This is a genomic window from Streptomyces sp. NPDC002958 (assembly GCF_055563255.1).
In genome coordinates this window covers 268,025-290,681 of the sequence record NZ_JBVHDS010000003.1, presented here as the reverse complement: position 1 = coordinate 290,681, position 22,657 = coordinate 268,025, and the positions used below count along the sequence as shown (strand labels likewise).

The 22,657-nt window shown below is 68.7% G+C and carries 20 protein-coding genes and 1 riboswitch; of the genes, 5 read left to right on the top strand and 15 right to left on the bottom strand.

The annotated features are described in order from the left end of the window. The first annotated feature begins 36 nt into the window (after positions 1 to 36). Positions 37 to 1,287, top strand: coding sequence for a glycosyltransferase 87 family protein (locus ACZ3IC_RS07655; protein WP_467413603.1), 1,251 nt, complete (start codon positions 37 to 39; stop codon positions 1,285 to 1,287). Positions 1,288 to 1,306: 19 nt separating this feature from the next. Here the strand turns inward: ACZ3IC_RS07655 and ACZ3IC_RS07650 are convergent, their stop codons facing one another. The 5 genes from ACZ3IC_RS07650 to ACZ3IC_RS07630 all read right to left on the bottom strand — a co-directional run bounded on the left by ACZ3IC_RS07650 (position 1,307) and on the right by ACZ3IC_RS07630 (position 6,896). Beyond that, entirely contained in the window at positions 1,307 to 2,563 is a 1,257-nt protein-coding gene (locus ACZ3IC_RS07650; protein ID WP_467414030.1) for a hypothetical protein, read from the bottom strand. Between the two features lie 108 nt (positions 2,564 to 2,671). Further along, positions 2,672 to 3,703 carry a C40 family peptidase gene (locus ACZ3IC_RS07645; RefSeq protein ID WP_467413602.1) on the bottom strand — a complete coding sequence of 344 codons (1,032 nt, stop codon included), beginning with the start codon at positions 3,701 to 3,703 and terminating at the stop codon, positions 2,672 to 2,674. 237 nt (positions 3,704 to 3,940) lie between these two features. Then, complete coding sequence (locus ACZ3IC_RS07640) at positions 3,941 to 4,969, bottom strand: C40 family peptidase (protein WP_467413599.1); 1,029 nt, start codon at positions 4,967 to 4,969, stop codon at positions 3,941 to 3,943. Positions 4,970 to 5,254: 285 nt separating this feature from the next. Beyond that, positions 5,255 to 6,616: an NYN domain-containing protein gene (locus tag ACZ3IC_RS07635; RefSeq protein ID WP_467414027.1), complete on the bottom strand. Its 1,362-nt coding sequence runs from the start codon at positions 6,614 to 6,616 to the stop codon at positions 5,255 to 5,257. 37 nt (positions 6,617 to 6,653) lie between these two features. Continuing rightward, a complete protein-coding gene (locus ACZ3IC_RS07630) occupies positions 6,654 to 6,896 on the bottom strand; it encodes a hypothetical protein (protein ID WP_327366941.1) in 243 nt (80 codons plus the stop codon). 162 nt (positions 6,897 to 7,058) lie between these two features. On the opposite strand from ACZ3IC_RS07630, the gene ACZ3IC_RS07625 reads away from it, so the two are divergent. Continuing rightward, positions 7,059 to 7,814, top strand: a complete 756-nt coding sequence (locus tag ACZ3IC_RS07625) for a rhomboid family intramembrane serine protease (protein WP_467413597.1) — start codon at positions 7,059 to 7,061, stop codon at positions 7,812 to 7,814. Next, positions 7,811 to 8,092: an Lrp/AsnC family transcriptional regulator gene (locus tag ACZ3IC_RS07620; RefSeq protein ID WP_467413594.1), complete on the top strand. Its 282-nt coding sequence runs from the start codon at positions 7,811 to 7,813 to the stop codon at positions 8,090 to 8,092. Before ACZ3IC_RS07625 ends, ACZ3IC_RS07620 begins: the two co-directional genes overlap by 4 nt. Positions 8,093 to 8,191: 99 nt before the next feature. Here ACZ3IC_RS07620 and ACZ3IC_RS07615 read toward each other — a convergent pair whose 3' ends face one another. The 6 genes from ACZ3IC_RS07615 to ctaE all read right to left on the bottom strand — a co-directional run bounded on the left by ACZ3IC_RS07615 (position 8,192) and on the right by ctaE (position 15,374). Continuing rightward, positions 8,192 to 9,622 carry an aminotransferase class V-fold PLP-dependent enzyme gene (locus ACZ3IC_RS07615; protein WP_467413593.1) on the bottom strand — a complete coding sequence of 477 codons (1,431 nt, stop codon included), beginning with the start codon at positions 9,620 to 9,622 and terminating at the stop codon, positions 8,192 to 8,194. Positions 9,623 to 9,796: 174 nt separating this feature from the next. Then, positions 9,797 to 9,914: riboswitch (SAM riboswitch) on the bottom strand. 83 nt (positions 9,915 to 9,997) lie between these two features. Next, positions 9,998 to 11,062: an anthranilate phosphoribosyltransferase gene (gene trpD, locus ACZ3IC_RS07610; protein ID WP_467413591.1), complete on the bottom strand. Its 1,065-nt coding sequence runs from the start codon at positions 11,060 to 11,062 to the stop codon at positions 9,998 to 10,000. 124 nt (positions 11,063 to 11,186) lie between these two features. Continuing rightward, positions 11,187 to 12,836 (bottom strand): cytochrome bc1 complex cytochrome b subunit, encoded by a 1,650-nt coding sequence (qcrB, locus tag ACZ3IC_RS07605; protein ID WP_467413589.1) that lies wholly within the window; start codon positions 12,834 to 12,836, stop codon positions 11,187 to 11,189. Continuing rightward, on the bottom strand, positions 12,833 to 13,885 hold the full coding sequence (gene qcrA, locus ACZ3IC_RS07600; protein WP_467413587.1) for a cytochrome bc1 complex Rieske iron-sulfur subunit: 1,053 nt from the start codon (positions 13,883 to 13,885) through the stop codon (positions 12,833 to 12,835). The genes qcrB and qcrA overlap by 4 nt, the downstream gene beginning before the upstream one ends. After that, on the bottom strand, positions 13,882 to 14,691 hold the full coding sequence (qcrC, locus tag ACZ3IC_RS07595; RefSeq protein WP_467413585.1) for a cytochrome bc1 complex diheme cytochrome c subunit: 810 nt from the start codon (positions 14,689 to 14,691) through the stop codon (positions 13,882 to 13,884). The genes qcrA and qcrC overlap by 4 nt, the downstream gene beginning before the upstream one ends. A gap of 62 nt (positions 14,692 to 14,753) precedes the next feature. After that, the gene (gene ctaE / locus ACZ3IC_RS07590) at positions 14,754 to 15,374 is read right to left on the bottom strand and encodes an aa3-type cytochrome oxidase subunit III (RefSeq protein ID WP_467413583.1); all 621 of its coding nucleotides are present in this window, start codon (positions 15,372 to 15,374) and stop codon (positions 14,754 to 14,756) included. Between the two features lie 187 nt (positions 15,375 to 15,561). On the opposite strand from ctaE, the gene ACZ3IC_RS07585 reads away from it, so the two are divergent. Then, positions 15,562 to 15,963 (top strand): hypothetical protein, encoded by a 402-nt coding sequence (locus ACZ3IC_RS07585; RefSeq protein WP_467413581.1) that lies wholly within the window; start codon positions 15,562 to 15,564, stop codon positions 15,961 to 15,963. Positions 15,964 to 16,032: 69 nt separating this feature from the next. Here the strand turns inward: ACZ3IC_RS07585 and ACZ3IC_RS07580 are convergent, their stop codons facing one another. From ACZ3IC_RS07580 to ctaC, 4 genes are all read right to left on the bottom strand, one after another. Beyond that, positions 16,033 to 17,295, bottom strand: a complete 1,263-nt coding sequence (locus ACZ3IC_RS07580; protein ID WP_467413579.1) for a L,D-transpeptidase — start codon at positions 17,293 to 17,295, stop codon at positions 16,033 to 16,035. 119 nt (positions 17,296 to 17,414) lie between these two features. Continuing rightward, positions 17,415 to 17,813, bottom strand: coding sequence for a cytochrome c oxidase subunit 4 (locus ACZ3IC_RS07575; protein ID WP_467413577.1), 399 nt, complete (start codon positions 17,811 to 17,813; stop codon positions 17,415 to 17,417). After that, positions 17,810 to 19,546 (bottom strand): aa3-type cytochrome oxidase subunit I, encoded by a 1,737-nt coding sequence (gene ctaD / locus ACZ3IC_RS07570; RefSeq protein ID WP_467413575.1) that lies wholly within the window; start codon positions 19,544 to 19,546, stop codon positions 17,810 to 17,812. Before ctaD ends, ACZ3IC_RS07575 begins: the two co-directional genes overlap by 4 nt. Continuing rightward, positions 19,543 to 20,505, bottom strand: a complete 963-nt coding sequence (gene ctaC, locus ACZ3IC_RS07565) for an aa3-type cytochrome oxidase subunit II (protein ID WP_467413574.1) — start codon at positions 20,503 to 20,505, stop codon at positions 19,543 to 19,545. Before ctaC ends, ctaD begins: the two co-directional genes overlap by 4 nt. 471 nt (positions 20,506 to 20,976) lie before the next feature. Here ctaC and ACZ3IC_RS07560 point away from each other — a divergent pair, with 471 nt between their 5' ends. Further along, positions 20,977 to 22,359 (top strand): aminotransferase class V-fold PLP-dependent enzyme, encoded by a 1,383-nt coding sequence (locus ACZ3IC_RS07560; RefSeq protein ID WP_467413572.1) that lies wholly within the window; start codon positions 20,977 to 20,979, stop codon positions 22,357 to 22,359. Positions 22,360 to 22,657: the final 298 nt, after the last annotated feature.

Here is a 22,657-nt window from a genome sequence, read left to right as displayed (position 1 = left end):
CCCACCGGGTACCCACGGACAACGGATGAGGCGGCCATGACAGGTTCGACCGGCGCACGGCTCGCTCTCGCGGTGTGGGCCCTCACCAGGGTCGCGCTGCTGCTCTGCGTGACGAAGGTGATCACGCTGCCCGGACCGGACGTGACCAGTGATGTCTCGGTGATCTACCACGGCTGGTCCGAGGTCCTGAAGACCGGTACGTACCCGCAGTCCGACGTCACCTGGCAGTACCCGCCCCTCGCCGCGCTCGCCATCCTCTCCCCCGCCCTGCTGCCGTTCCTGGACTACGCCTCGGCCTTCTTCGTTCTCGCGTTCCTGTGCGACGGGCTGGTTCTGGGCCTGCTGCTGTACGCGGGCCGCCGGACCGGCCGGCGGACGGCGGGTGCCTGGGTGTGGGTGGCGGGGGTGCCGCTGCTCGGTACGACCGCGTACGCCCGTTACGACGTGATGGTGACGACGGTGGCGGTGGCGGCGCTGCTGGCGGGGGTGCGGCATCCGCGGGTGCTGGGGGCGCTGGCCGCCGTCGGTGCGCTGCTGAAAGTGTGGCCGGCGCTGATCCTGGCCGGTACCGCGCGTGGGTCGAAGACGCGCCGGGCATGGACGACCGCGGCGGTGACGGCGGCCGGGCTGCTGCTGGTGTGCACCGCGGCGATGCCCGGTGCGCTGGCCTTTCTCGGCTTCCAGCGCGACCGGGGCACCGAGGTCGAGTCGCTGGGGGCGCTGGTCTTCCATGTGTGGCGGCAGTTCGGCTGGCAGGGCCGGGTGGAGCTGCACTACGGCTCGCTGGAGTTCCTGGGCCCGTATGTGCCGCTGGTGAGCACGATCGCCCTCGGTCTGTCCGTCGTCGCCTTCGGCTGGCTGCTGGTGTGGCGGCTGCGGGCCCGCGACTTCGGGGTGAGCACCCCGGCCGACGCGGCGTTCACCGCGGTGCTGCTGTTCACGACCACGAGCCGGGTGATCAGCCCCCAGTACATGCTGTGGCTGGTCGGCCTGGCGGCGGTCTGCCTGGTCTTCCGCGACAGCCGGATGGCGCTGCCGGCCGGTCTGGTGCTGCTCGCCACGGGCGTCACCCAGCTGGAGTTCCCGTTCGGGTTCGTCCATGTGGTGACCAGTGACGCGACGGGCGTGACGCTGATGTTCCTGCGCAACGGCCTGCTGGTCGCGGCGACGCTGATCGCCTGCCGGCAGTTGTGGCGGCAGACCGTGTCCGGGGCGCCGGGCGCCGGAGGCCGGCGGCCGGCCTCCCGGTCCGGCTCGGGCCGGGAGGCGGAGCCGGTCGGCTCCTGAGCCGTGCGCCGCGCTCAGCTCAGCCGAGCCGGGAGCGCAGATACTCCTGCCAGAGTGCCGTGAAGTCCTGCGGGGTCGTGGAGAGCACCTCCTGCATGGCCTGCTCCACCGCCCCGTCCCGCCCCGAGTGCCCTCCGACGGCCCGGTAGAAGGTGGACAGCTTCTTCTCGCCCCAGCGGTCGGCGATCAGCTCGCAGGCCAGCCAGCCGCCCTCGTACGCCTTCGCCAGACGCGCGGAGTCGCCCGCGAAGCCGAAGTCCTCGTCCGTGGGGAGTTCGGCGGGCAGATCGCCGCGCAGGACGGCGTCGGCCAGTTCGGGTGCGGCCTGTGCGGCGGTACGGTCCTCGGCGCGGTAGGCCGCCCAGTCGGCGAAGCCTTCGGAGAGCCAGGTCGGGGTGGCGGCGGAGGTGCGGCCGCGGGTGGCGACATGGGCGGTCTCGTGGGTGAGGACGAGCCGCTGCCCGAAGGCGTTGAGCACGCCGTACGCCTGCGGGTTGACGATCACCCGGTCCGCGGGCGCCCGGTCCGGACCGCCGGTCTGCCCGGTGGTGACGGCCGCGATGCCCCGGTAGTTCGCCACCGGTGACCCCAACAGCCCCGCCATGTCCTCAACTGTGCGCGGTACGAGCACCATCACGCGGCCGGCCCAGCGCTCCGGCCAGGCGTCAAAGACGGCGGGCACCGCGCGGTCCGCAGTCCCGGCGATCCGGCGCAGCTCCTGCTCCGTGCGGCCGACCCCGAGGACGAGGCTGTGCTTTCCGTGTACCACCTGGACCTCGCCCTGCTGCCAGAGCTGCTGGGCACCGTCCTCGCCCGCCCGGTCGCCGACGATGTACCAGCGGCCGTCCGCGCTGTCCCGTCTCAGGTCGAGCACCCGGTTCACGGAGACCGGGGCGGTGTCGTAGCCCTTGATCCGGTAGCGCAGCTCGACGTCCGCGGTGGCCCGGTCGGCGCCCTGTCCGGTCACGTCCGTCAGCCGGTACGTCCATGTGCTCAGCGGTACGTCCGCGAGGTTGTCCAGTTCCCTGCGCTGGGCCGTGCGCAACTCGGTGGCCCGCGGGTCCATGGTGGCCAGATAGGCGTCCGTGTCGTGGTCCAGCACGGCGGCCGCGCGACGGTCCAGGGTGGCGCGGATGCCGCGGGCGGTGGATTCCGGGGCGGCGCCGTCGTCGGGGGCCGCGCAGGCGGAGGCGAACAGCAGCCCCGCGAGCAGCACTCCCGCCGTGCGCCGTCCCGCGTCATGTCCCCGCCGTGCGGTCCGCCGTCTCTCAGCCACCCGGTCGAGGGTACGGGTCAGACCGACCGACAAATGGGAGGCGGCGTCGCGGTGCTGGGCACGCACCCAGCACCGCTCCTTCTCCCACCCCCCATTTGCCGGTCGGTCTCAGACGCGGGTGACCGAGGAGACGGGCATCATGCCGACGGGGTCGTAGCGCACCGGGGCGCCCGGGTACGGGGCGTGGATCACCTGGCCGTTGCCGACGTACATGCCGATGTGGCCGGCGTCCGCGCGGTAGGCGACCAGGTCGCCGGGGCGGGCCTCGGAGAGCGGCACCATGTGTCCCGCGTACCGCTGGGCCTGCGAGGTGCGCGGCAGGCTGACCCCGGCCTGGGCGTACGCCCACTGCATCAGCCCGGAACAGTCGAATCCTGCAGGTCCGTTGGCCCCCCAGACGTACGGGCGGCCCAGTGCCTGCCGGACCGCCATGACGGCGACGGCGGCCCGTGCGGAGCCGGCCGGCAGATCGGCCATGGCCGGGAACACGTCGTCGCGGCCGGAGCGCGAGCCCCGCTCGAACTCCGCCCGGTCGGCGCCGGACAGCATGTCCAGCAGCTGCTTGGCCCGGTCGAGCTTGCGCTCGACGGTCCGTTTGTGGCGGGTGGCGGCCACCCTGTTGCGCTCCAGATCGGCCAGCGCCCGGGCGGCCTCCGCGCGGGTCTGTGCGAGAGAGCGCTGAACCTGCTGAAGCTGCCGCAGCTCGGTGGCCTGATGCTCCGTCAGGCGGTCCAGCGTGGCCGCCCGGTCGAGGTAGGTGTCCGGATCGGAGGAGAGCAGCAGAGCGAGCGAGGGATCGAGGCCGCCCGAGCGGTACTGCGCGCTCGCCACCGAACCGAGCGCCGTACGCATCCGGTTGAGGCGTTCCTGGTCGCGGGCCGCCCGGTCCTGGGTCCGCTTCAGCTCACCGCGCAACCGGTCGGCGTTCTCACCGGCCTTGTTGTACTGCTCGGTGGCCCGCTCCGCCTCGCTGTACAGCCGGTCGACCCGGGCCTTGGCGGTCCGGGGCGTGTCCTGCGGCTCGGCGTTCGCGGTGGCCGCCCCGAGCGTGGCGGCCGCGGTCGCCGCCGCGGCCGACAGAACAGTGACCCGGGCGCCCCGGTTGAGGCCGGGCTGTGTGGAACGGCGATGGGACACCACTGGACGCCGCACTCCCTTCCGCTGTACGCAGATGTGCGCAGCCCCTGCCGCCCGGGGCGGGCGGACCGACGACCGGGAGCTGCACGGCAGGCAGACAGTAGTCGGGTGATTACGGAGCGTCCAAAGGCCGCGCCGGGCGGCAGAGCGGCAGAAACGGCGACGCCCCGCCGGTGACCTGTGGTCTCCGGCGGGGCGGACTGTCTGCGCGGGCGCGGGAATTCGCCCGTTCGGGCGTCGTCAGCCGACGCGCACGCCGAACTGGAAGCTGCCGATGGTGTCCATCGACTCGAAGCGGACGACCGTGCCCGGGTAAGGGGCGTGCAGGACGGTGTTGTTGCCCGCGTAGAGCGCCACGTGCGAGGTGTTGTTGAAGAAGACCAGGTCGCCCGGCTTCAGCGCGCTGCGCCCGATGTGGACACCGTCGTTGACCTGGGTGTACGTGACCCGGGAGATCTGGACGTTGGCCTGGGCGTAGGCCCATTGGGTCAGCCCGGAGCAGTCGAAGGCGCTGGGGCCGGTGCCGCCCGATTGGTACGGCTTGCCCACCTGGGTCTTGGCGGCGTTCAGGGCGGCGGCACCCCAGGCGGAGGCGGGGACCTCGTTGCCCAGCTCGACCCGGTCGCCCGCGGAGCGGCTGGCACGCTGCTGCTCCTCGCGTATCTTCGCGCGCTCGGCGGCGGTCATCGAGTTGAGCAGGCGCTGCGCCTCGCCCAGCTTGCTCTGGAGCTCCTTCTTCTTCTCGCCGAGCGTCTTGCGCACGTCCGCGAGGTCACCGAGCTTGTCCTGGGCCTCCTTGCGTTCCTGCGCGAGGACCCGCTGCTTCTCCTGGATCTTCCCCAGGGTCTCGGTCTGCTTGGCCGTCAACTGGTCGAGGGCCGAAGCCTCATCGAGGAAGCTGTCCGGGTCGGACGAGAGGAAAAGCTGCACCGACGGGTCGATGCCACCGGAGCGGTACTGCGCCGCGGCGAGCGAACCGAGGCCGTTGCGGAGCGTGTTGAGCTCCTGCTGACCGCGGGCCACCTTGTCCTGCAGCGCGCTGACTTCCTTCTCCAGCTTCTGCTGCTTCTCCTTGGCGCCGTAGTACTCCTCGTTGGCCTCGCCCGCGTCATGGCTGAGCTTCTCGACCTTCGCCTTGACCTCGCTCTTGGAGGGCTTCGGGTCGGCGTGGGCCGCCTGGGAGGTCAGGGCCACGGCCGCGGCGGCGGTCGCGGTGAGCACGGTCACACGGGCGCGGCTCGGCTGCTTGGGACGACGGTGGGACGCCACGAAGGCGAGCTCCTTCTTCCTCGAGCCGCCTACCGGGCTGTGGGGGGATTCGAATCCCCGGCTCCGTGCATGTCACGGACTCGGCGGTTCCTCCGCTGTCACCCCGGATGGGTGATCAACCGTGCGAAGGTTCGAGGCCTGACCCTAGTGACCAACTTGTGATCAGTTCAAATCCTCACAGGAAAAATCTCGTCACAGGAGGCACTTCTTTACCCGCATCACACAGGCTGTAGCGGGTAATTGACGGTCCGTTCCCTGATATCCGCCGAGTCCCGGCAAGCGTCACTAGACGCGTGAAAGGCGCTTCAGGAGCAAGACGGACGCAACGGGCCTGGCGCCCGCCTTCGCTACTCCGTCGGCGACTTCACGGTCGGTGGAGACCACCACGACGGGCCTGCCCGGAGGTTCGGCGCGCGCCAGCTGACGGATGAGCTCGTCGGCGGTCACACCGGGCTTGCTGAACAGCACCCGGACCCCGCGCGGCGGCGCGAGCAGCACCGGGGCCGCCAGCTCGGCCCCGTCGAAGACACAGGTCATCTCGGCGCCGGTCTGTGCCGCAAGCACCGCGAGGCCGCCCAGCAGCCTCAGCCGCTGCTTCTCCAGCGGCAGTTGCGGATAGCCGGTCTTGGTGACGTTGTAGCCGTCGACGATCAGATGCGCCTGCGGCAGCGCGAGCAGCTGGTCGAGCAGGGCCGGATCGGTCTCCGAAAGGGCCCTGGCGGCAATGTCCTTGGGCGACATCCTGCCCGGCTCGACCGCGTCGACACTGTCGGCAGGACGGATCGAGGAGGGCGGCAGGGCCAGTTCGCGGCGGAGACCGCTCGCCGCGTCGAGCACCGTGTCCAGCAGCAGCCGCAGGCGCATGTCCTCGACCGAGCGACCCTCCCTGGCGGCCCGGCGGCCCGCTTCCACAGACGCCTCGGCCTCCGAGAGCCGCGCCTTGAGCCGACGGCTCTCACTCTCGGCCGCGGAGACCTGGGCGGCCGCCTCGGACCGTACGACCTCGGTCTCGGCCCGACTGCGGCGCAACGCGGCCTCGCCGCGCTTCACCTCGTTGACGGCGCTGCGCAGCTTGCGCTGAAGGGATTCGGCCTCCTTGCGGGCCGCGTCCAGCTCGCCGCGGAGCCGTTCGGTCTCGCTCTTCGTATGGGAACGGGCCCGGGCGAGTTCCTCGCGCAGCCGTTCCAGCTCGCGGCGGCTCTCCTCGTCGACGCGCTCGGCGTCGGCGCGCTGGGCCTCCTCGCCGGCGGCGGCGACCAGCTTCACCCAGCCCGCCGGGCGCAGCACATAGGCGGAGGCGGCCACATCGACGGGGTCGGCGGCGGCAGGCGGCGAACCGGCCTCCAGCGCGGCGGCCAGCTCCGGCTGCGCCTCCTTGAGCCGTTCACCGATGCGCTGCCGGAACAACTCGTCGCCCTCCAGGGCGGCCGCCATGGCGTTCCCGGCGAACTTGGCGCGCCGGTTCGGGGTGAAGCGGGCGTACTGCCTCAGCTGGGCCGGGAGTTCGGTGACCGTCAGGCCACCGAACGCGTCCGCGACCAGCGCGACGACCCGTCGCCGTACGCCTTCGGGCAGCGGGCGGTCGAGCGCCTCGACAGCGTCGTCGGCCGACTCGGCCGATTCGGCGCCGCTAGCGGGCTGCTCCACCATCCGTCACCCCAAATCGTCTGTCCGCACGGCCCCGTCAGGAGTCGGCACCCGGCCTGTCCACCAATTCGATCTGATCCACCGCGTTGCACCAACGGCAGCGCACCGACTCGATGGTCTCACTGACCACCTCGCGCTCCTCGACGGTGGACTCCCCGGCCAGGTCGAGATGGACATATTCGACGACCTTGGAGGAGCGCGTCACGTCGAATCGCGTCAGATTCCCGCAGAGCGTGCAGCGCCAGCGGGTCCCGTCGGTCGGCTGGGGAACCGTCGTCATCGTTGCGTCCTCTTTCGTCGAGCCTCGTGCTGCCTGCTTCAAGGATCTCGCGGTGCGCCGTCGAACTGCGGATGCCCTGTCGTAACCCTACGGCCTCACCCTGTCCCCCCGACACGGCGAGGCGGTCTGTCCCGTTCCCTCCGCTTGCGTCATGCTCTGTTCATGATCGATCGGCGGGCTGCGGCCGGCAGACTGACCAGCGGACCCCTACGGACGGTCACCTCGGGCAGACCAGTGGTGACCCATGCCCTGATCGCCGTGTGCTGTCTGATCTTCCTGATCAGCCCGCTCTCCGGCTTCAATCCGTCGTACAGCGGCACCGCCGACGCCCTGCTCGCCGCCCAGGCCGGGTACTTCGAACGCTGGGGGGTGATCCCGAGCGAGCTGTGGGACGGCTCCGCACCGGCCCTGCTCACCCCGCTCACCGCCCTCTTCGTCCACGGCAACTGGCTGCATCTGCTCGGCAACATGCTCTTCCTGTACGTGTTCGGCGCGATGGCCGAGGAGCGCATGGGCCATGCCGAGTTCACCTTCTTCTACCTCGGCTGCGGCTATCTCGCCCTGGTCGCCTACGCGGCGGCGCACACCGCGTCCGACCAGACGCTCGTCGGGGCGTCGGGGGCGATCTCGGCGGTGCTGGGGGCGTTCCTGTACCTGTTCCCCAGAGCCCGGGTCACCAGCCTGTTCCCGTTCCTCTTCTTCCTGCCGCTGCGCCTTCCCGCCTGGATCGTGCTGATCTTCTGGTTCGTCCTGCAGTGGCTGGCCGTCCAGGGTGCGGGCAGCGGAGGGCCGGGCGTCGCCTATCTGGCCCATGTGGTGGGCTTTGTCCTCGGCTTCCTCTACGCATGGGGGCGTTACCGGCGTACGGATAGAGTGAAGACACCAGCCACGGCCACCGAGGGAGAAAGCCAGCCGTGATCACCGCGATCGTGCTCATCAAAACCAGCGTGGACCGGATTCCCGAGATCGCCGAGGCCATCGCGGCGCTGGACAGCGTCAGCGAGGTCTTCTCGGTCACCGGTACGTACGACCTGATCGCCATGGTCCGGGTGGCCAAGCACGACGATCTGGCGGATGTCATCCCCGGCCGGATCAGCAGGATCCCCGGCGTGGAGGCCACCGACACGCATGTGGCCTTCCGTACGTACTCGCAGCATGATCTGGAGGCCGCCTTCGCCATCGGTCTCGACGCGTAGGTACGCCCCTTGTTACGGCGTAGCACTTCTATTACGGCGTAGCACTTCGGCGGGGGACGGGCTCGGCTGCCGGTCCCCCGCCGAAGCGTTATGTGGCCGTCACAGCTGCGCCGCACCCCGGTCCGGGACGCAGCGGCCGTCCTCGGTACGGTACTTCCACCGGGCGCCCCTGCCCACCAGTTCCTTGACCGCGCGGACGAAGCGCTCGATGTGCTCATCCGGCGTACCGGCGCCGAAGCTCACCCGGATCGCGTTGAGCGAGCGTTCGCCCGGCTCGACCTCCGGCGCGCCGCACTCGCCGATTGCCTGTGGGTCGCCGCCCAGCAGGGTGCGGACCAGCGGGTGGGCGCAGAACAGTCCGTCGCGGACCCCGATGCCGTACTCGGCGGAGAGCGCGGCGGCGAAGTGCGAGCTGTTCCAGCCTTCCACCACGAAGGAGATGACGCCGACCCGCGGGGCGTCGTCGCCGAACAACGAGAGCACCTTGACCTCGGGGACGTCGGCGAGACCGGCCCGGACCGCGGTGACGAGGTGCTGCTCCCGGGCCACCAGGTTGTCGAAACCCGCCTCGGTGAGCGCCTTGCAGGCGGAGGCGATGGAGTACACACCGATGACGTTGGGGGAACCGGCCTCGTGGCGGGCGGCGGTGGAATGCCACTCGACGTCCACGCCGCCGTCGGCGCGACGGGCGACCTTGCGCGAGGCGCCGCCGCCGGCCAGGTACGGCTCGGCGCCCTGGAGCCAGTCGGCCCGGCCCGCGAGGACGCCCGAGCCGAACGGCGCGTACAGCTTGTGCCCGGAGAAGGCGACCCAGTCGACGTCCAGCTCGGCGATGTCGATGGGGTGGTGCGGGGCGAGCTGCGCGGCGTCCAGCACGATCCGGGCACCGTGCGCGTGTGCGGTGGCGGCCAGCTCCTTCACCGGCCACAGTTCGCCGGTGACGTTGGAGGCGCCGGTGACGCAGACCAGCGCGGGGCCGTGGGGGTCACGGTCCGCAAGTGCCCGCTCCAGCGTCTCGACGGCCTGGGCCGGGGTGCGCGGGGCGTTCAGATAGGTCACCTGGGCGTCGCGCCACGGCAGCAGCGAGGCGTGGTGCTCGGTCTCGTAGACGAAGACCTGGCAGTCGGCGGGAACGACGGCGGCCAGCAGGTTGAGGGAGTCGGTGGTCGAGCGGGTGAAGATCACCTGGTCGCCCTCCCGTCGCCCACCACCGCCCTTGCCCGACCGGGCTTCGCCCGGACCCCCTTCAAGGCGGCAGCCGAGGAACTTCGCGACGGTCGCGCGGCTGCTCTCGAAGAGGTCCGTGGAGAGCTGCGACAGGTACCCGGCACCGCGGTGGACGCTGCCGTAGTACGGGGCGTAGGCGGCGACGTCGTCCCAGACGCGCTGGAGGGCCGGGGCGCTGGCGGCGTAGTCGAGAGCGGCGTACGTGACCTCACCACCCGTGACCAGGGGAACCGTTACATCCGTTCCCAGAACGGGCAGAGGGGCACAAAGCGACTGGTCGGCGGCAGCGGTGAGGACAGACATGGCGAACTCCCGTAACAGGCAGGCGAATTGCATGCGCCGACGGATGGCGCGGCAGCGCAGCGGAGAGAAAAAGGGTGTGCGGAGGAGGGCTGAGAAGCCCTATCGCATTCGCGTGCTCACAAGAGACTCCCTGGGGACCAGGACCCCGGGGGTTGGCATTCACAGATGCCGAGGGGCCCGCGCTTGCCGCAGACCTCGCTGCCTGCGGCCTGGTCTTCACCCGGGGCACCCCGCCACGGACGGAGGGTTGCCGGACAGCGGGCCGGGGCCGTAGTCGCTGTCACTCATGACCTGCCCAGCATCTTGCCATACGTACGAAAACGCGCAAGGCGCAGTCCAAGATCCGGACCGCGCCCTGCGTCACATTCCGTCCGGTCAGGCGTTGCTGACCGCCACCCAGCGCTCCAGCGCCTGACGGGCCGCCCCCGAGTCGATGGACTCGGCGGCCTTCGCGATCCCGGCGGCGAGCTGCTCGTTCAGCGTGCCGTCCGTCGGGTCCAGCGCGACCAGGGCCGCCGCCGAGTTGAGCAGCACGGCCTCCCGCACGGGCCCCCGCTCGCCGGCCAGCACCCGGCGGGCCACATCCGCGTTGTACGAGGCGTCGGCGCCGCGCAACGCCTGTGGCGGCGCCAGCTCCAGACCGACGTCGCGCGGGTCGAACGCCTCCTCGCGCACCGATCCGTCCCGGACCACCCAGACCCGCGAGGTCGCGGTCGTCGTCAGCTCGTCCAGGCCGTCGTCGCCGCGGAAGACCAGCGCCGAATTGCCGCGCTCGGCAAGGACACCGGCGACGATGGGCGCCATCTTCAGGTCGGCGACGCCTATGGCCTGGGAGCGCACCTTGGCCGGGTTGGTGAGCGGCCCGAGGATGTTGAACGTGGTCTGGGCGCCGAGCTCCTTGCGGGCCCTGGCCGCGTACCGCAGCGCGGGGTGGAACTTCACCGCGAAGCAGAAGGTGATGCCCGCCTCCTCGGCGACCTCGACGACCCGCTGCGCGCTGAGCTCCAGATTGACGCCGAGCTTCTCCAGCACATCGGAGGAACCGCTCGCCGACGAGGAGGCCCGATTGCCGTGCTTGACGACCCTGGCGCCGGTGCCCGCGATGACGATCGCCGACATCGTGGAGATGTTGACCGTCTTGGCGAGGTCGCCGCCGGTGCCGACGATGTCGACCGTACGACCGGGTACGTGGATGGTGTTGGCGTGCTCGTACATCGCGCGCACCAGGCCGGACACCTCGTCGACCGTCTCGCCCTTGGCGCGCAGGGCCACCGCGAAACCGGCGATCTGCACATCGGTCGCCTCACCGCTCATGATGCGGTCCATCGCCCACGCGGTGTCGTCCGCGGTCAGGTCCTCGCCGCGCAGCAGGGGGTTCAGCACGCCGGGCCAGGAACGGTCCGCCACGCTGTCGCCGCCGACCGGGGTCACAACGTTCATGGTCCGCTCCTGGGGTCCACAGCCGATAAGGGATTCACCCCCACCCTATCGAGCGCAGGGGACAGCGAAGAGCCCCGTCCATCGGATCGGACGGGGCTCCTGCTGTGGCGATCAGTTCAAGCGATCAGTGGTGACCGTGGCCGCTGGTGATCTCCTTGTACTCCTCGGCGGTGGGCTTGGCGATCTGGTTGTTCTCGCCGTAGTAGCCCTTGCTGAGCCTGGCCCGCAGCTTCTGCAGTGCGGGCACCTTGCGCTCGACACCGTTCTCGTCGACCGTCGGGCCGATCTCGACCGGCTTGTACTGCTCGTGCGCGGTGAGCGTGTGCAGCTGCTCGGGGCCGAGCGGCTCGTGGACCTCGACGAACTCACCGTGCGGCAGGCGCTTGATCAGGCCGGACTCGCGCCCGTGCAGCACCTTCTCCTTGTCGCGGCGCTGGAGGCCGAGACAGATCCGCCGGGTGACGATGAACGCGATGACCGGGCCCACGAAGATGAAGATCCGGACGAACCAGGAGATGGCGTTCAGCGACAGGTGGAAGTGCGTGGCCCACAGGTCGTTGGCACCACCGATGAAGACGACGACGTACTCGGTGATCCAGGCGACGCCGAAGGCCGTCCGGGTCGGAGCGTTGCGCGGGCGGTCCAGGATGTGGTGCTCGCGCTTGTCCCCGGTGATCCAGGACTCGATGAACGGGTAGACCGCGATGATCGCGAGTACCAGTCCGAAGGCCATCAGCGGAATGAACACCCCGAGGACCAGCGTGTGGCCCCAGAGGTTGATCTCCCAGCCAGGCATCACTCGGATCAGACCCTCGGCGAAGCCCATGTACCAGTCGGGCTGGGCGCCGGTGGACACCTGATCCGGGCGGTACGGGCCGATGTTCCAGATCGGGTTGATCGTGGCGATGGCCGCGATGATGGTGATGATGCCGAAGACCAGGAAGAAGAAGCCACCGGCCTTCGCCATGTAGACCGGCATCAGCGGCATGCCGACGACGTTCTTGTTGGTGCGGCCCGGACCGGCGAACTGCGTGTGCTTGTGGTAGAAGACCAGGATCAAGTGCGCCACCACGAGACCGAGCATGATGCCCGGCAGCAGCAGGATGTGGATCGAGTAGAACCGGGCGACGAAGTCGTGGCCGGGGAACTCTCCGCCGAACAGGAACATCGAGAGGTACGTGCCGACGATCGGCATCGACAGGATCGCGCCCTGGGTGAAGCGGACACCCGTACCGGAGAGCAGGTCGTCCGGGAGCGAGTAGCCGGTGAAGCCGGTGAACATACCCAGCACGAACAGCAGGAAGCCGAACAGCCAGTTGATCTCACGCGGCTTGCGGAACGCACCCGTGAAGAAGACGCGCATCATGTGCACGAACATGGCGGCCAGGAAGATCAGCGCGGCCCAGTGGTGGATCTGGCGGACCAGCAGACCACCGCGGACGTCGAAGCTGATGTCCAGTGTCGAGGCGTAGGCCTCGGACATCCGGACGCCCTGCATCGGCTCGTACGAGCCGTGGTACACGACTTCGCTCATGCTCGGCTGGAAGAACAGCGTCAGATACACACCCGTGAGGATGATGATGATGAAGCTGTAGAGGGCGATCTCACCGAGCATGAAGGACCAGTGGTCCGGGAAGATCTTGCGCATGTTGGCCTTGGCCAGGGAGTAGATCCCGAGCCGACCGTCCGCCCAGTCGGCCACCCGCTCACCGGCGGGCGCCTTGCGATTGCCCGGTGCGGCAGCACCAGATGTGTTCGTGGTCGCAGTACTCATCCGCGCTCCCAGAAAGCAGGACCGACGGGCTCTGCGAAGTCACCGAGCGCTTCGAGGTTGCCCTCGGCGTTCACACCGATCCGCAGCTGCGGAAGGGCGTGACCGGCCGGACCGAAGATGACGCGGGCGCCGTCGGAGAGGTCGAAGGTGGACTGGTGGCACGGGCAGAGCACGTGATGGGTCTGCTGCTCGTACAGGCTGATCGGGCAGCCGACGTGGGTGCAGATCTTGGAGAAGGCGACGATTCCCTCGTGCGCCCACTCGCGCTCGCGCTTGTCCTTGATGTCGTCCGGCTCGATGCGGATGATCATCAGCGCGGCCTTGGCGATCTGGTTCTGGAAGTCGTGCGCGTCCTCCTCCAGGCCCTCGGGCATGGCGAAGGTCAGCGAACCGACGGAGATGTCCTCGGGACGCAGCGGCTCCATGGTGTTCATGTTGATGAGCTGCTTGCCCTTGGCCCACAGGGTGCTGCGGAGCTTCTTCTCCGGCAGCGGACCGAGGTCACGCAGCAGCATCACACCGGAGAGCGGCACCAGGGCCAGCGCGCCGAACATGGTGTTGCGAATCAGCTTGCGCCGGCCGAGCGCGGACTCCTGGGCACCTGCCGCGAAATCCTCGAGAACCTTCGCCTTGACCTCGGGCTCGGCCTCGATGGCGTGCCGCTCGTCGGCGACCTCCACATCGGACATCAGCGTGCGCGCCCAGTGGACGGCACCGGCGCCGATCGCGAAGAGGGCCACGCCCAGGGTCAGACCCAGGGAGAAGTTGAGCGCGCTCACATGGCCGAAGGGCCAGATGTACACGATCTTGTCGACCGGGAAGATGACGTACGAGGCGATGAAGCCGATCGTCGCCAGCATGGACACCGTGAACATGAGCGCGACGGTGCGCTCGGAGCGCTTCGCGGCCCGTTCGTCGATGTCCTGGATGCGCGGCTTGTGGGCCGGCAGCCCTGGGTCGGCGAACGGGTCGTCCGCGACCTTTACCGCGCCGTGCGCGGTGTCCTGCTCAGCGGGCAGGTTCTCGTCTGGAATCTCTTGGCTACTCATGACTTCTTGGCCTTAGCGGTGTGGGCCGCGACCCAAATGGCGAGTGCGATCAGTGCGCCGAGCCCGAAGACCCAGGCGAACAAGCCCTCACTGACCGGCCCCAGGCCACCCAGCTTGAGACCACCCGGGTTCTCCGTCTGGGCACCGTTCACGGTCTGGATGTACGCGATGATGTCCCGCTTCTCCTGCTCGGGCATCGTCGTGTCCGGGAAGGACGGCATGCTCTGCGGGCCGGTCTGCATGGCCTCGTAGATGTGCTTCGGGTCCACGTCCTTGAGGCCGGGCGCGTACTTGCCGTTCGACAGCGCACCACCCTCACCGGTGAAGTTGTGGCACTGCGCGCAGTTGGTACGGAACAGATCGCCACCCTTGGCGATGTCCGCACCCTCAGGGCTGACCTGGTTCTCGGTCGGAACGATCGGGCCCGCGCCGAGCGACGCGATGTACGCCGCCAGCTGGTCGATCTCGGCCTGGCTGTAGATGACCTTCTTCTTCGGTACCTGGGCACCCGGCTGTTGCGCCGGCATACGGCCCGTACCGACCTGGAAGTCCACGGCGGCGGAGCCCACGCCGACCAGGCTCGGCCCGTCGGTGGTGCCCTGACCGCCGGTTCCGTGGCAGCTGGCGCAACCGACGGAGTACAGCTTCTTGCCCTCATCGATGGCGAGGGACTGGGCGGTTTCGTCGGCCTGCGCCTTACTCGCGGGCGCAAACGCGGCGTACAGCCCCCCAGTGGCCGCCAGCGCGAGGAGTAGGACGACGACCGCCGCCAACGGATGGCGTCGTCGTGCGGAGAGCTTTTTCACGGATTACCCCGGTGTCAGGATCTTCTGCGTCGATGCTGGATGTGGTTCGGGTTCGAGCCCGGTTACTTGATCATGTAGATCGTGGCGAAGAGGCCGATCCACACGACATCGACGAAGTGCCAGTAATAGGACACGACGATGGCGGCGGTCGCCTGTTCGTGGGTGAACCTCTTGGCTGCGTATGTCCTGCCCAGAACGAGCAGGAAGGCGATGAGACCGCCTGTCACGTGCAGCCCGTGGAAGCCGGTCGTCAGGTAGAACACCGAGCCGTACGGGTCGGAGGAAAGCGAGAGGCCCTCCTCCTTCACCAGCTCGGTGTACTCGAAGATCTGGCCTCCGATGAAGATCGCACCCATCACGAAAGTGATCACGAACCAGGTACGGAGCTTCTTCACGTCGCCCCGCTCCGCGGCGAAGACGCCGAGCTGGCAGGTGAGTGAGGAGAGCACCAGGATCGTGGTGTTCGTCGCCGAGAACGGGAAGTTCAGGGCCGAAGCCATTTCCTCCCAGTGTTCCGGCCCCATCACCGATCGCAGGGTGAAGTACATCGCGAAGAGGGCCGCGAAGAACATCAGCTCGGAACTCAACCAGATGATGGTTCCGACGCTGGTGAGGTTCGGTCGATTGACCGACGGGTGCGCGTGCCCGGTTTCTACTGTCGTTGCTGTCGCCACGACCGACATTATGTCGGTCCCTTATCCCGCCCTCACTCCGGGGGGTGCCGTTCGGTGTGTCAACAGGGTGTGCCTTCCCCGAACGGCCCATGAATCCGCTGTCCCAAGCGGTGCTGACAGGCCATCGGGCGGAGTACGATCCGCGCATCGGTTCATGCCCGGAAAGCCCCGAAGACACAGACGTCACGGAGGAACAATGCAGCCGACCGCCACGGTCCTGGTCTACAGCGACGACGCCAACACCCGTGAGCAGGTGAGGCTGGCAGCCGGGCGCAGGCCCGCGGCCGATGTTCCACCGGTGGAGTTCCTGGAGTGCGCCACCCTGCCCGCCGTCCTGGAGGCGCTGGACAAGGGCGGCATCGACGTCTGTGTGCTGGACGGCGAAACGGCACCCGCGGGCGGCATGGGCGTCTGCCGGCAGATCAAGGACGAGATCTTCCACTGCCCGCCCGTACTGCTGCTGATCGGGCGCCCGCAGGACGCCTGGCTGGCCACCTGGAGCCGTGCGGACGCCGCGGTGACCCTGCCGGTCGAGCCGGTCGAGTTCGCGGACGCCCTGGCCGCCCTGCTGCGCAGCAGGCTCTGCTTGGACGCCTGAGAGCCTCTCGGAGGCCTGCCGCAGCTCCGTCTGCGGTCCAGCTGAGGGGCAGCGCACTGTCCGGGCCGGTCAGACCTCGGGGCGCAGTCGTGCCGCCTGGATCGTGTCCGTGCGCTCCGGCGTGTCGTTCTTCTGCAGGGCGCTGCCCTCCTGCCATTTGTCCCAGGACAGGTTCCAGTCGCCGTAGCCGTTGTCGAACGGCGTCATCATCTCGCCCTCGCTGCCGACGACCTCGACGATGTCTCCCGTGCGCACGGTGTTGTAGAACCACTCGGCCATGCTGGTGGCCATGCCCGTACAGCCGTGGCTGACGTTCGCGAGCCCCTGCGAGCCGGTGGACCAGGGAGCCGCGTGCACGTACTCACCGCTCCAGGTGACGCGGGCCGCGTAGTAGACCAGCATGTCGTACGAGTCGGACGAGTCCTCCGAGATGCCGATCGTCTCACCGCGCATGCGCACGGAGCGCTCCTTGCTCAGCACGACCTTGATGCCGTTTCGGGTGGCGAAGCCGGGCTTGCCGGTGGTCACCGGAATGGTGTTGATCACTTTCCCGTTGCGCTTGACCGTCAGAGTGTGCGCGGCGGCGTCGGTGATGGCCTCGATACGGTCGCCCGTGGTGAGTTTCAGCGCCTTCGTGGGGGCTCCGGACATGGTGTCGGTCACCTTGATGCCGGCCAGGCCGCTGGTGACGTCGATGGTGGCGTTGGCGGGCCAGTAGTCCTTGGGGCGGTAGTGCAGGATCTTGTCGTCGACCCAGTACCAGGAGCCGGTCACGGCGGGCGCGGAACGGACCCGCAGGGCGCGCTCCACGATGGCCCTGGACGCCTTGTCCTTGACCGGAGCACTGAGTTCCGCCGTGACGGGCTGTCCGACACCGTAGGTGCCCGCCTGGGGGCCGAAGGTGACATTCAGGAGCTTCTTGGTTCTGGCGGACGCGGTCTCGAAGGAGAGCGTGCGACTGCCCGGGGCGCCGTCGTCGTCCTCCATGCTGACCCGGACCGTGTAGCGGGTGCCGGCGGCCAGCGGGGAGGTGGAGTGCCAGCGCTTCCCGTCGGCGTCCAGCTCGCCCGCCAGATGGCGTTCGGTCGTGTCCACGGCCGTCACGTCCGTGATCCGGCCGTCGTCACCCTTGACGGTGACTTCGAGGGGCTTGTCGGGGTCGGCCTTCTCGTCGCCCTCGGGGGCGTTGACGGAGATCTCGTCCACCGCGTCGTACGGTTTCGCCGCGAGCGGGTGGCCGTCGGACCCGCCACAGGCGGTCACACCTGCGACCAGGGTCACGACCAGCAGAGTGCAGCTCACTTCGGGGCGGATGCGCGGCGTCTGGTTCATGAACACACGCTATGGAGATTCATCCCTTTAAGCGCGCATTGTGACTGCAAACGGGGGACCCGTACTTCTTTTGGTGGAAGAAGTACGGGCCCCCCGTCAGGTGGAGCGGTGACTCGGTGTCACTGGGTGCGGTTCTCACCGCGGTAGTACTCGAAGACCCAGCCGAACAGGCCGATCAGGATCACCGGGATCGAGAAGTAGAGCAGCCACCAGCCGAAGATGACGCCCATGAAGGCAAGGGCACCACCGATGGCCAGCGAGAGCGGCTGCCAGCTGTGCGGGGAGAAGAACCCCACCTCGCCGGCCTCGTCCGCCACATCGGCTTCCTTGTTGTCCTGAGCCATGGCGTCGACCCGCTGCGCCGTGAAGGCCAGGTAGAAGCCGATCATGACGGTCAGACCGAAGGCCAGGACGAGCGCGGTGGTACCGACCGGCTCCTTCGACCACACGCCGTACGTGACGGCCATGGCGAGCATGAAGACGCTCAGCCAGAGGAACATCTTGCCCTGGATCTTCACTTGCCGGCCTCCTTACCACCAGCGAGGGCCTTGTCGTCCTCGGAGTGGTGCTCCAGCTGCTCGAGCGCCGCGATCTCCGGGTGATGCAGGTCGAACGCCGGGGATTCGGAACGGATCCGCGGCAGGGTGAGGAAGTTGTGCCGCGGCGGCGGGCAGGAGGTCGCCCACTCCAGCGAACGGCCGTAGCCCCACGGGTCGTCGACCTCGATCTTCTTGCCGTACTTGGCGGTCTTCCACACGTTGTAGAAGAACGGCAGCATCGACAGGCCGAGCAGGAACGAGGAGATCGTCGAGATCGTGTTCAGCGCGGTGAACCCGTCTGCGGCGAGGTAGTCCGCGTAACGACGCGGCATGCCCTCGGCACCCAGCCAGTGCTGCACCAGGAACGTGCCGTGGAAGCCCACGAACAGCGTCCAGAAGGTGATCTTGCCGAGCCGCTCGTCCAGCATCTTGCCGGTGAACTTCGGCCACCAGAAGTGGAATCCGGAGAACATCGCGAAGACCACGGTGCCGAAGATGACGTAGTGGAAGTGCGCGACGACGAAGTACGAGTCCGAGACGTGGAAGTCCAGCGGGGGCGATGCCAGGATCACGCCGGTCAGACCACCGAAGGTGAAGGTGATCAGGAAGCCGATGGCCCAGAGCATCGGTGTCTCGAAGGACAACGATCCCTTCCACATCGTGCCGATCCAGTTGAAGAACTTCACACCGGTTGGCACCGCGATGAGGAAGGTCATGAACGAGAAGAATGGCAACAGCACACCGCCGGTGACGTACATGTGGTGCGCCCACACGGTCACGGAGAGGCCTGCGATGGCGATCGTGGCGCTGATCAGACCGATGTAGCCGAACATCGGCTTGCGACTGAACACCGGAATCACTTCGGAAATGATTCCGAAGAATGGCAGAGCGATGATGTACACCTCTGGATGGCCGAAGAACCAGAAGAGGTGCTGCCAGAGCAATGCGCCGCCATTGGCCGCGTCGAAGATGTGTGCACCGAATTTACGGTCCGCCTCCAGCGCGAAGAGCGCGGCGGCGAGGACCGGGAAGGCCAGCAGGACCAGCACACCGGTCAGCAGCACGTTCCACACGAAGATCGGCATGCGGAACATCGTCATGCCAGGGGCGCGCATGCAGATGATCGTGGTGATGAAGTTGACCGAACCGAGGATCGTGCCGAATCCGGAGAAGGCCAGACCCATGATCCACATGTCGGCGCCGATACCCGGTGAACGGACCGCGTCCGAGAGCGGGGAGTAGGCGAACCAGCCGAAGTCGGCCGCACCCTGCGGGGTGAGGAAGCCGGCCACCGCGATGAGCGAGCCGAAGAGGTACAGCCAGTACGCGAACATGTTCAGCCGCGGGAACGCCACGTCGGGCGCGCCGATCTGCAGCGGCATGATCCAGTTCGCGAATCCGGCGAACAGCGGCGTCGCGAACATCAGCAGCATGATCGTGCCGTGCATCGTGAACGCCTGGTTGAACTGCTCGTTCGACATGATCTGCGTGCCGGGACGGGCCAGTTCGGCGCGCATGAAGAGCGCCATCAGACCGCCGATGCAGAAGAACGCGAACGACGTGACCAGGTAGAGCGTGCCAATCGTCTTGTGGTCAGTGGTGGTCAGCCACTTGACGACGACGTTTCCCGGCTGCTTGCGCCGGACCGGCAGCTCGTCCTCGTACGAGTCGTCTGCTGCCGCGGCACCCTGAGGTTCGTTGAGGATGCTCACAGTTTGTTCGTCTCCGCATTCCTGGCCGGGTCAGTCTGCTCGATACCGGCCGGCACGTAGCCCGTCTGGCCCTTCTCCGCCAGCTCCTCGAGGTGCGCCTGGTAGCGCTCCGGGGAGACGACCTTGACGTTGAAGAGCATCCGGGAGTGGTCGACGCCGCAGAGCTCGGCGCACTTGCCCATGAAGGTGCCCTCCTGGTTGGGAGTCACCTCAAAGGCGTTGGTGTGGCCCGGAATGACGTCCTGCTTCATGAGGAACGGCACCACCCAGAAGGAGTGGATGACGTCACGCGAAGTCAGAACGAACCGGACCTTCTCACCCTTCGGCAGCCACAGGGTCGGACCCGGGTTGCCGTTCTGCGGGTTCCGGGTGCCCGGAACGCCGACGTCGTAGACGCCCTCCGCACCCTTGGGGAAGTCCTTCCGGTACTTGTCCGGGATGGCGTCGAGTTCCTTGGGGATCTCGTTGCCCGTGGCGGTCGAGCCGTCCACGTTCTCGATGTAGTTGAAGCCCCAGCTCCACTGGTAGCCGACCACGTTGATGGTGTGGGCGGGCTCCGGGGAGAGCGAAAGGAGCTTCGATTCATCGCGCGCGGTGAAGTAGAAGAACACCGAGACGATGATCAGAGGGACCACGGTGTACAGCGCCTCGATGGGCATGTTGTACCTGGTCTGCGGAGGAACCTCGACCTTGGTGCGGCTGCGCCGGTGGAAGATGACGCTCCACAGGATCAGGCCCCAGACCAGCACGCCCGTGGCGAGCGCTGCCGCCCACGAGCCCTGCCAGAGGGAAAGGATCCGTGGTGCCTCTTCCGTTACCGGCGTGGGCATACCAAGGCGGGGGAAGTCCTCGTATGTGCAACCGGTGGCGGTCAGCAGGATCAGGCCCGCAGTCAGCACCTGCGGCAGCTTCCGCCGCATCGGGCGCCGCGACGAGCGGTCGGAGCCGTTGGGACTCACGTAGCGCCTTCCCGAGAGTCTCGCCCGCGCGGTCGGCGCGGCCGTCTTTCTGGTCGGTCGCCGCCCTGACGCGGGCAGGGGTTTGGATGTTTATGCGGACCAAACCCTACTGGACGCTATTTGGGGTCGCGCGGGGAGGGTGCCCAACGCGCCGTCCGACTCCCCGAAGGGGTGGAATTCGCGCCTCCGACCACCATCTGACGCCCCCTCTCCTGGCTGTGCGGGCGGCCCGTCCCCGGACGCGGCCCTGCGCGGCCAGTCCCGTGACCGGCAGTGTTTGCCCGGAAGGAGCGTCGTCCAGGCGGGCGATCGCAGGGCGGCCGGAAGTCCTTGGATGGGGGCTCTCCCCTGCTCGAACGAAGTTGAGAGCTGGGGGAAGGAGCTACCAGGGCCTTTGGCCGACGCCCGGAGCGTGCGTGCTGGGCGGCGCGACGGGGCGAAGCCTGCCGGGAGGGGCACTAGCGTGGACATGTGCCCTACTTCGACGCCGCATCCTCCGCCCCCCTGCACCCCGTCGCCCGCCAGGCGCTGCTTGCCGCGCTGGACGAGGGATGGGCCGACCCGGCCAGGCTCTACCGCGAGGGTCGGCGGGCCCGGATGCTACTGGACGCGGCCCGGGAGGCCACCGCGGAGGCCGTCGGGTGCCGTCCGGACGAGCTCATCTTCACTCCTTCGGGGACGCGGGCGGTGCACTCCGGAATTTCCGGGGCTCTCGCGGGGCGTCGGCGTGTCGGCCGCCATCTGGTCGTCTCCGCGGTCGAACACTCGTCGGTGCTGCACTCGGCCGCCGCCCATGAGACGGAGGGCGGGTCGGTCTCCGAGGTCGCGGTGGACCGTTCGGGGGCGGTGAGTGCGGCGGCGTACGCGCAGGTGCTGCGCGAGGACACCGCGCTGGCCTGTCTGCAGTCTGCCAATCACGAGGTCGGCACCGAACAGCCGGTGGCCGAGGTCGCGGAGGTCTGCCGGGCGGCGGAGGTGCCGCTGCTGGTGGACGCCGCGCAGTCGCTGGGCTGGGCGCCGGTGCCGGACGGCTGGTCGCTGCTGGTGGCCAGCGCGCACAAGTGGGGCGGCCCCTCGGGGGTCGGGCTGCTGGCGATACGCAAGGGGGTGCGGTTCGCGGCTCAGGGACCGGCCGACGAACGGGAGTCGGGGCGGGCCGCGGGGTTCGAGAACCTTCCGGCGATCGTGGCCGCGGCGGCTTCGCTGCGGGCGGTGCGGGCGGAGGCGGCCGCCGAGTCCGTACGACTGCGGGCCCTGGTGGACCGCATCAGGGCCCGGGTGCCACAGCTGGTGCCCGATGTGGAGGTGGTCGGTGATCCGGCGCGGCGGCTGCCGCATCTGGTGACCTTCTCCTGTCTCTATGTCGACGGCGAGACATTGCTCCATGAACTGGACCGGGCCGGATTCTCCGTATCATCTGGTTCGTCCTGCACAAGCAGCACGCTGACACCGAGCCATGTGCTCAGGGCGATGGGGGTGCTGTCGGAGGGGAACGTACGGGTGTCACTGCCGACCGGCACCGCGGACGGGGACGTCGACCGATTCCTGGACGTGCTGCCGAGAGTGGTGGCAGAGGTACGGGAGAGGCTGGGTGCGCCCGTTTCGGCGGCCCCCTCCCCCGCCGCGACCACGTCCCTGGTGGTCGACGCCCTCGGGAAGCGGTGCCCGATCCCGGTGATCGAGCTCGCAAAGGTGATCGGGGAGGTCCCGCCGGGCGGAACCGTGACCGTCCTCTCCGACGACGAGGCGGCACGCCTGGACATCCCGGCCTGGTGCGCGATGCGCGAGCAGGAGTATGTGGGCGAGGAGCCGGCGGACCTCGGCTCGGCCTATGTGGTCCGCCGACTGACCTGACTGCGGCCGCTCCCGGGGATCAGCCCAGATGCGTACGGACCTCGGCGGCGGCGTGGCCGTACGCACGTGCGCGGGGAACCGGCGGACCTCGGCTCGGCCTACGTGGTCCGCCGACTGACCCGACTGCGGCCGCTCCCGGGGATCAGCCCAGATGCGTACGGACCTCGGCGGCGGCGTGGCCGTACGCACGTGCGCGGGGAGCCGGCGGACCTCGGCTCGGCCTACGTGGTCCGCCGACTGACCCGACTGCGGCCGCTCCCGGGGATCAGCCCAGATGCGTACGGACCTCGGCGGCGGC

Bases quoted from the DNA above. Each gene is read 5' to 3' on its own strand.
- ACZ3IC_RS07655 (WP_467413603.1), top strand. From the start codon at position 37: ATGACAGGTTCGACCGGCGCACGGCTCGCTCTCGCGGTGTGGGCCCTC.
- ACZ3IC_RS07615 (WP_467413593.1), bottom strand. From the start codon at position 9,622: ATGTCTGTCCTCACCGCTGCCGCCGACCAGTCGCTTTGTGCCCCTCTG.
- qcrA (WP_467413587.1), bottom strand. From the start codon at position 13,885: ATGAGTAGCCAAGAGATTCCAGACGAGAACCTGCCCGCTGAGCAGGAC.
- qcrB (WP_467413589.1), bottom strand. From the start codon at position 12,836: ATGAGTACTGCGACCACGAACACATCTGGTGCTGCCGCACCGGGCAAT.
- trpD (WP_467413591.1), bottom strand. From the start codon at position 11,062: ATGAACGTTGTGACCCCGGTCGGCGGCGACAGCGTGGCGGACCGTTCC.
- ACZ3IC_RS07625 (WP_467413597.1), top strand. From the start codon at position 7,059: ATGATCGATCGGCGGGCTGCGGCCGGCAGACTGACCAGCGGACCCCTA.
- ACZ3IC_RS07580 (WP_467413579.1), bottom strand. From the start codon at position 17,295: ATGAACCAGACGCCGCGCATCCGCCCCGAAGTGAGCTGCACTCTGCTG.
- ACZ3IC_RS07585 (WP_467413581.1), top strand. From the start codon at position 15,562: ATGCAGCCGACCGCCACGGTCCTGGTCTACAGCGACGACGCCAACACC.
- ACZ3IC_RS07630 (WP_327366941.1), bottom strand. From the start codon at position 6,896: ATGACGACGGTTCCCCAGCCGACCGACGGGACCCGCTGGCGCTGCACG.
- ctaE (WP_467413583.1), bottom strand. From the start codon at position 15,374: ATGTCGGTCGTGGCGACAGCAACGACAGTAGAAACCGGGCACGCGCAC.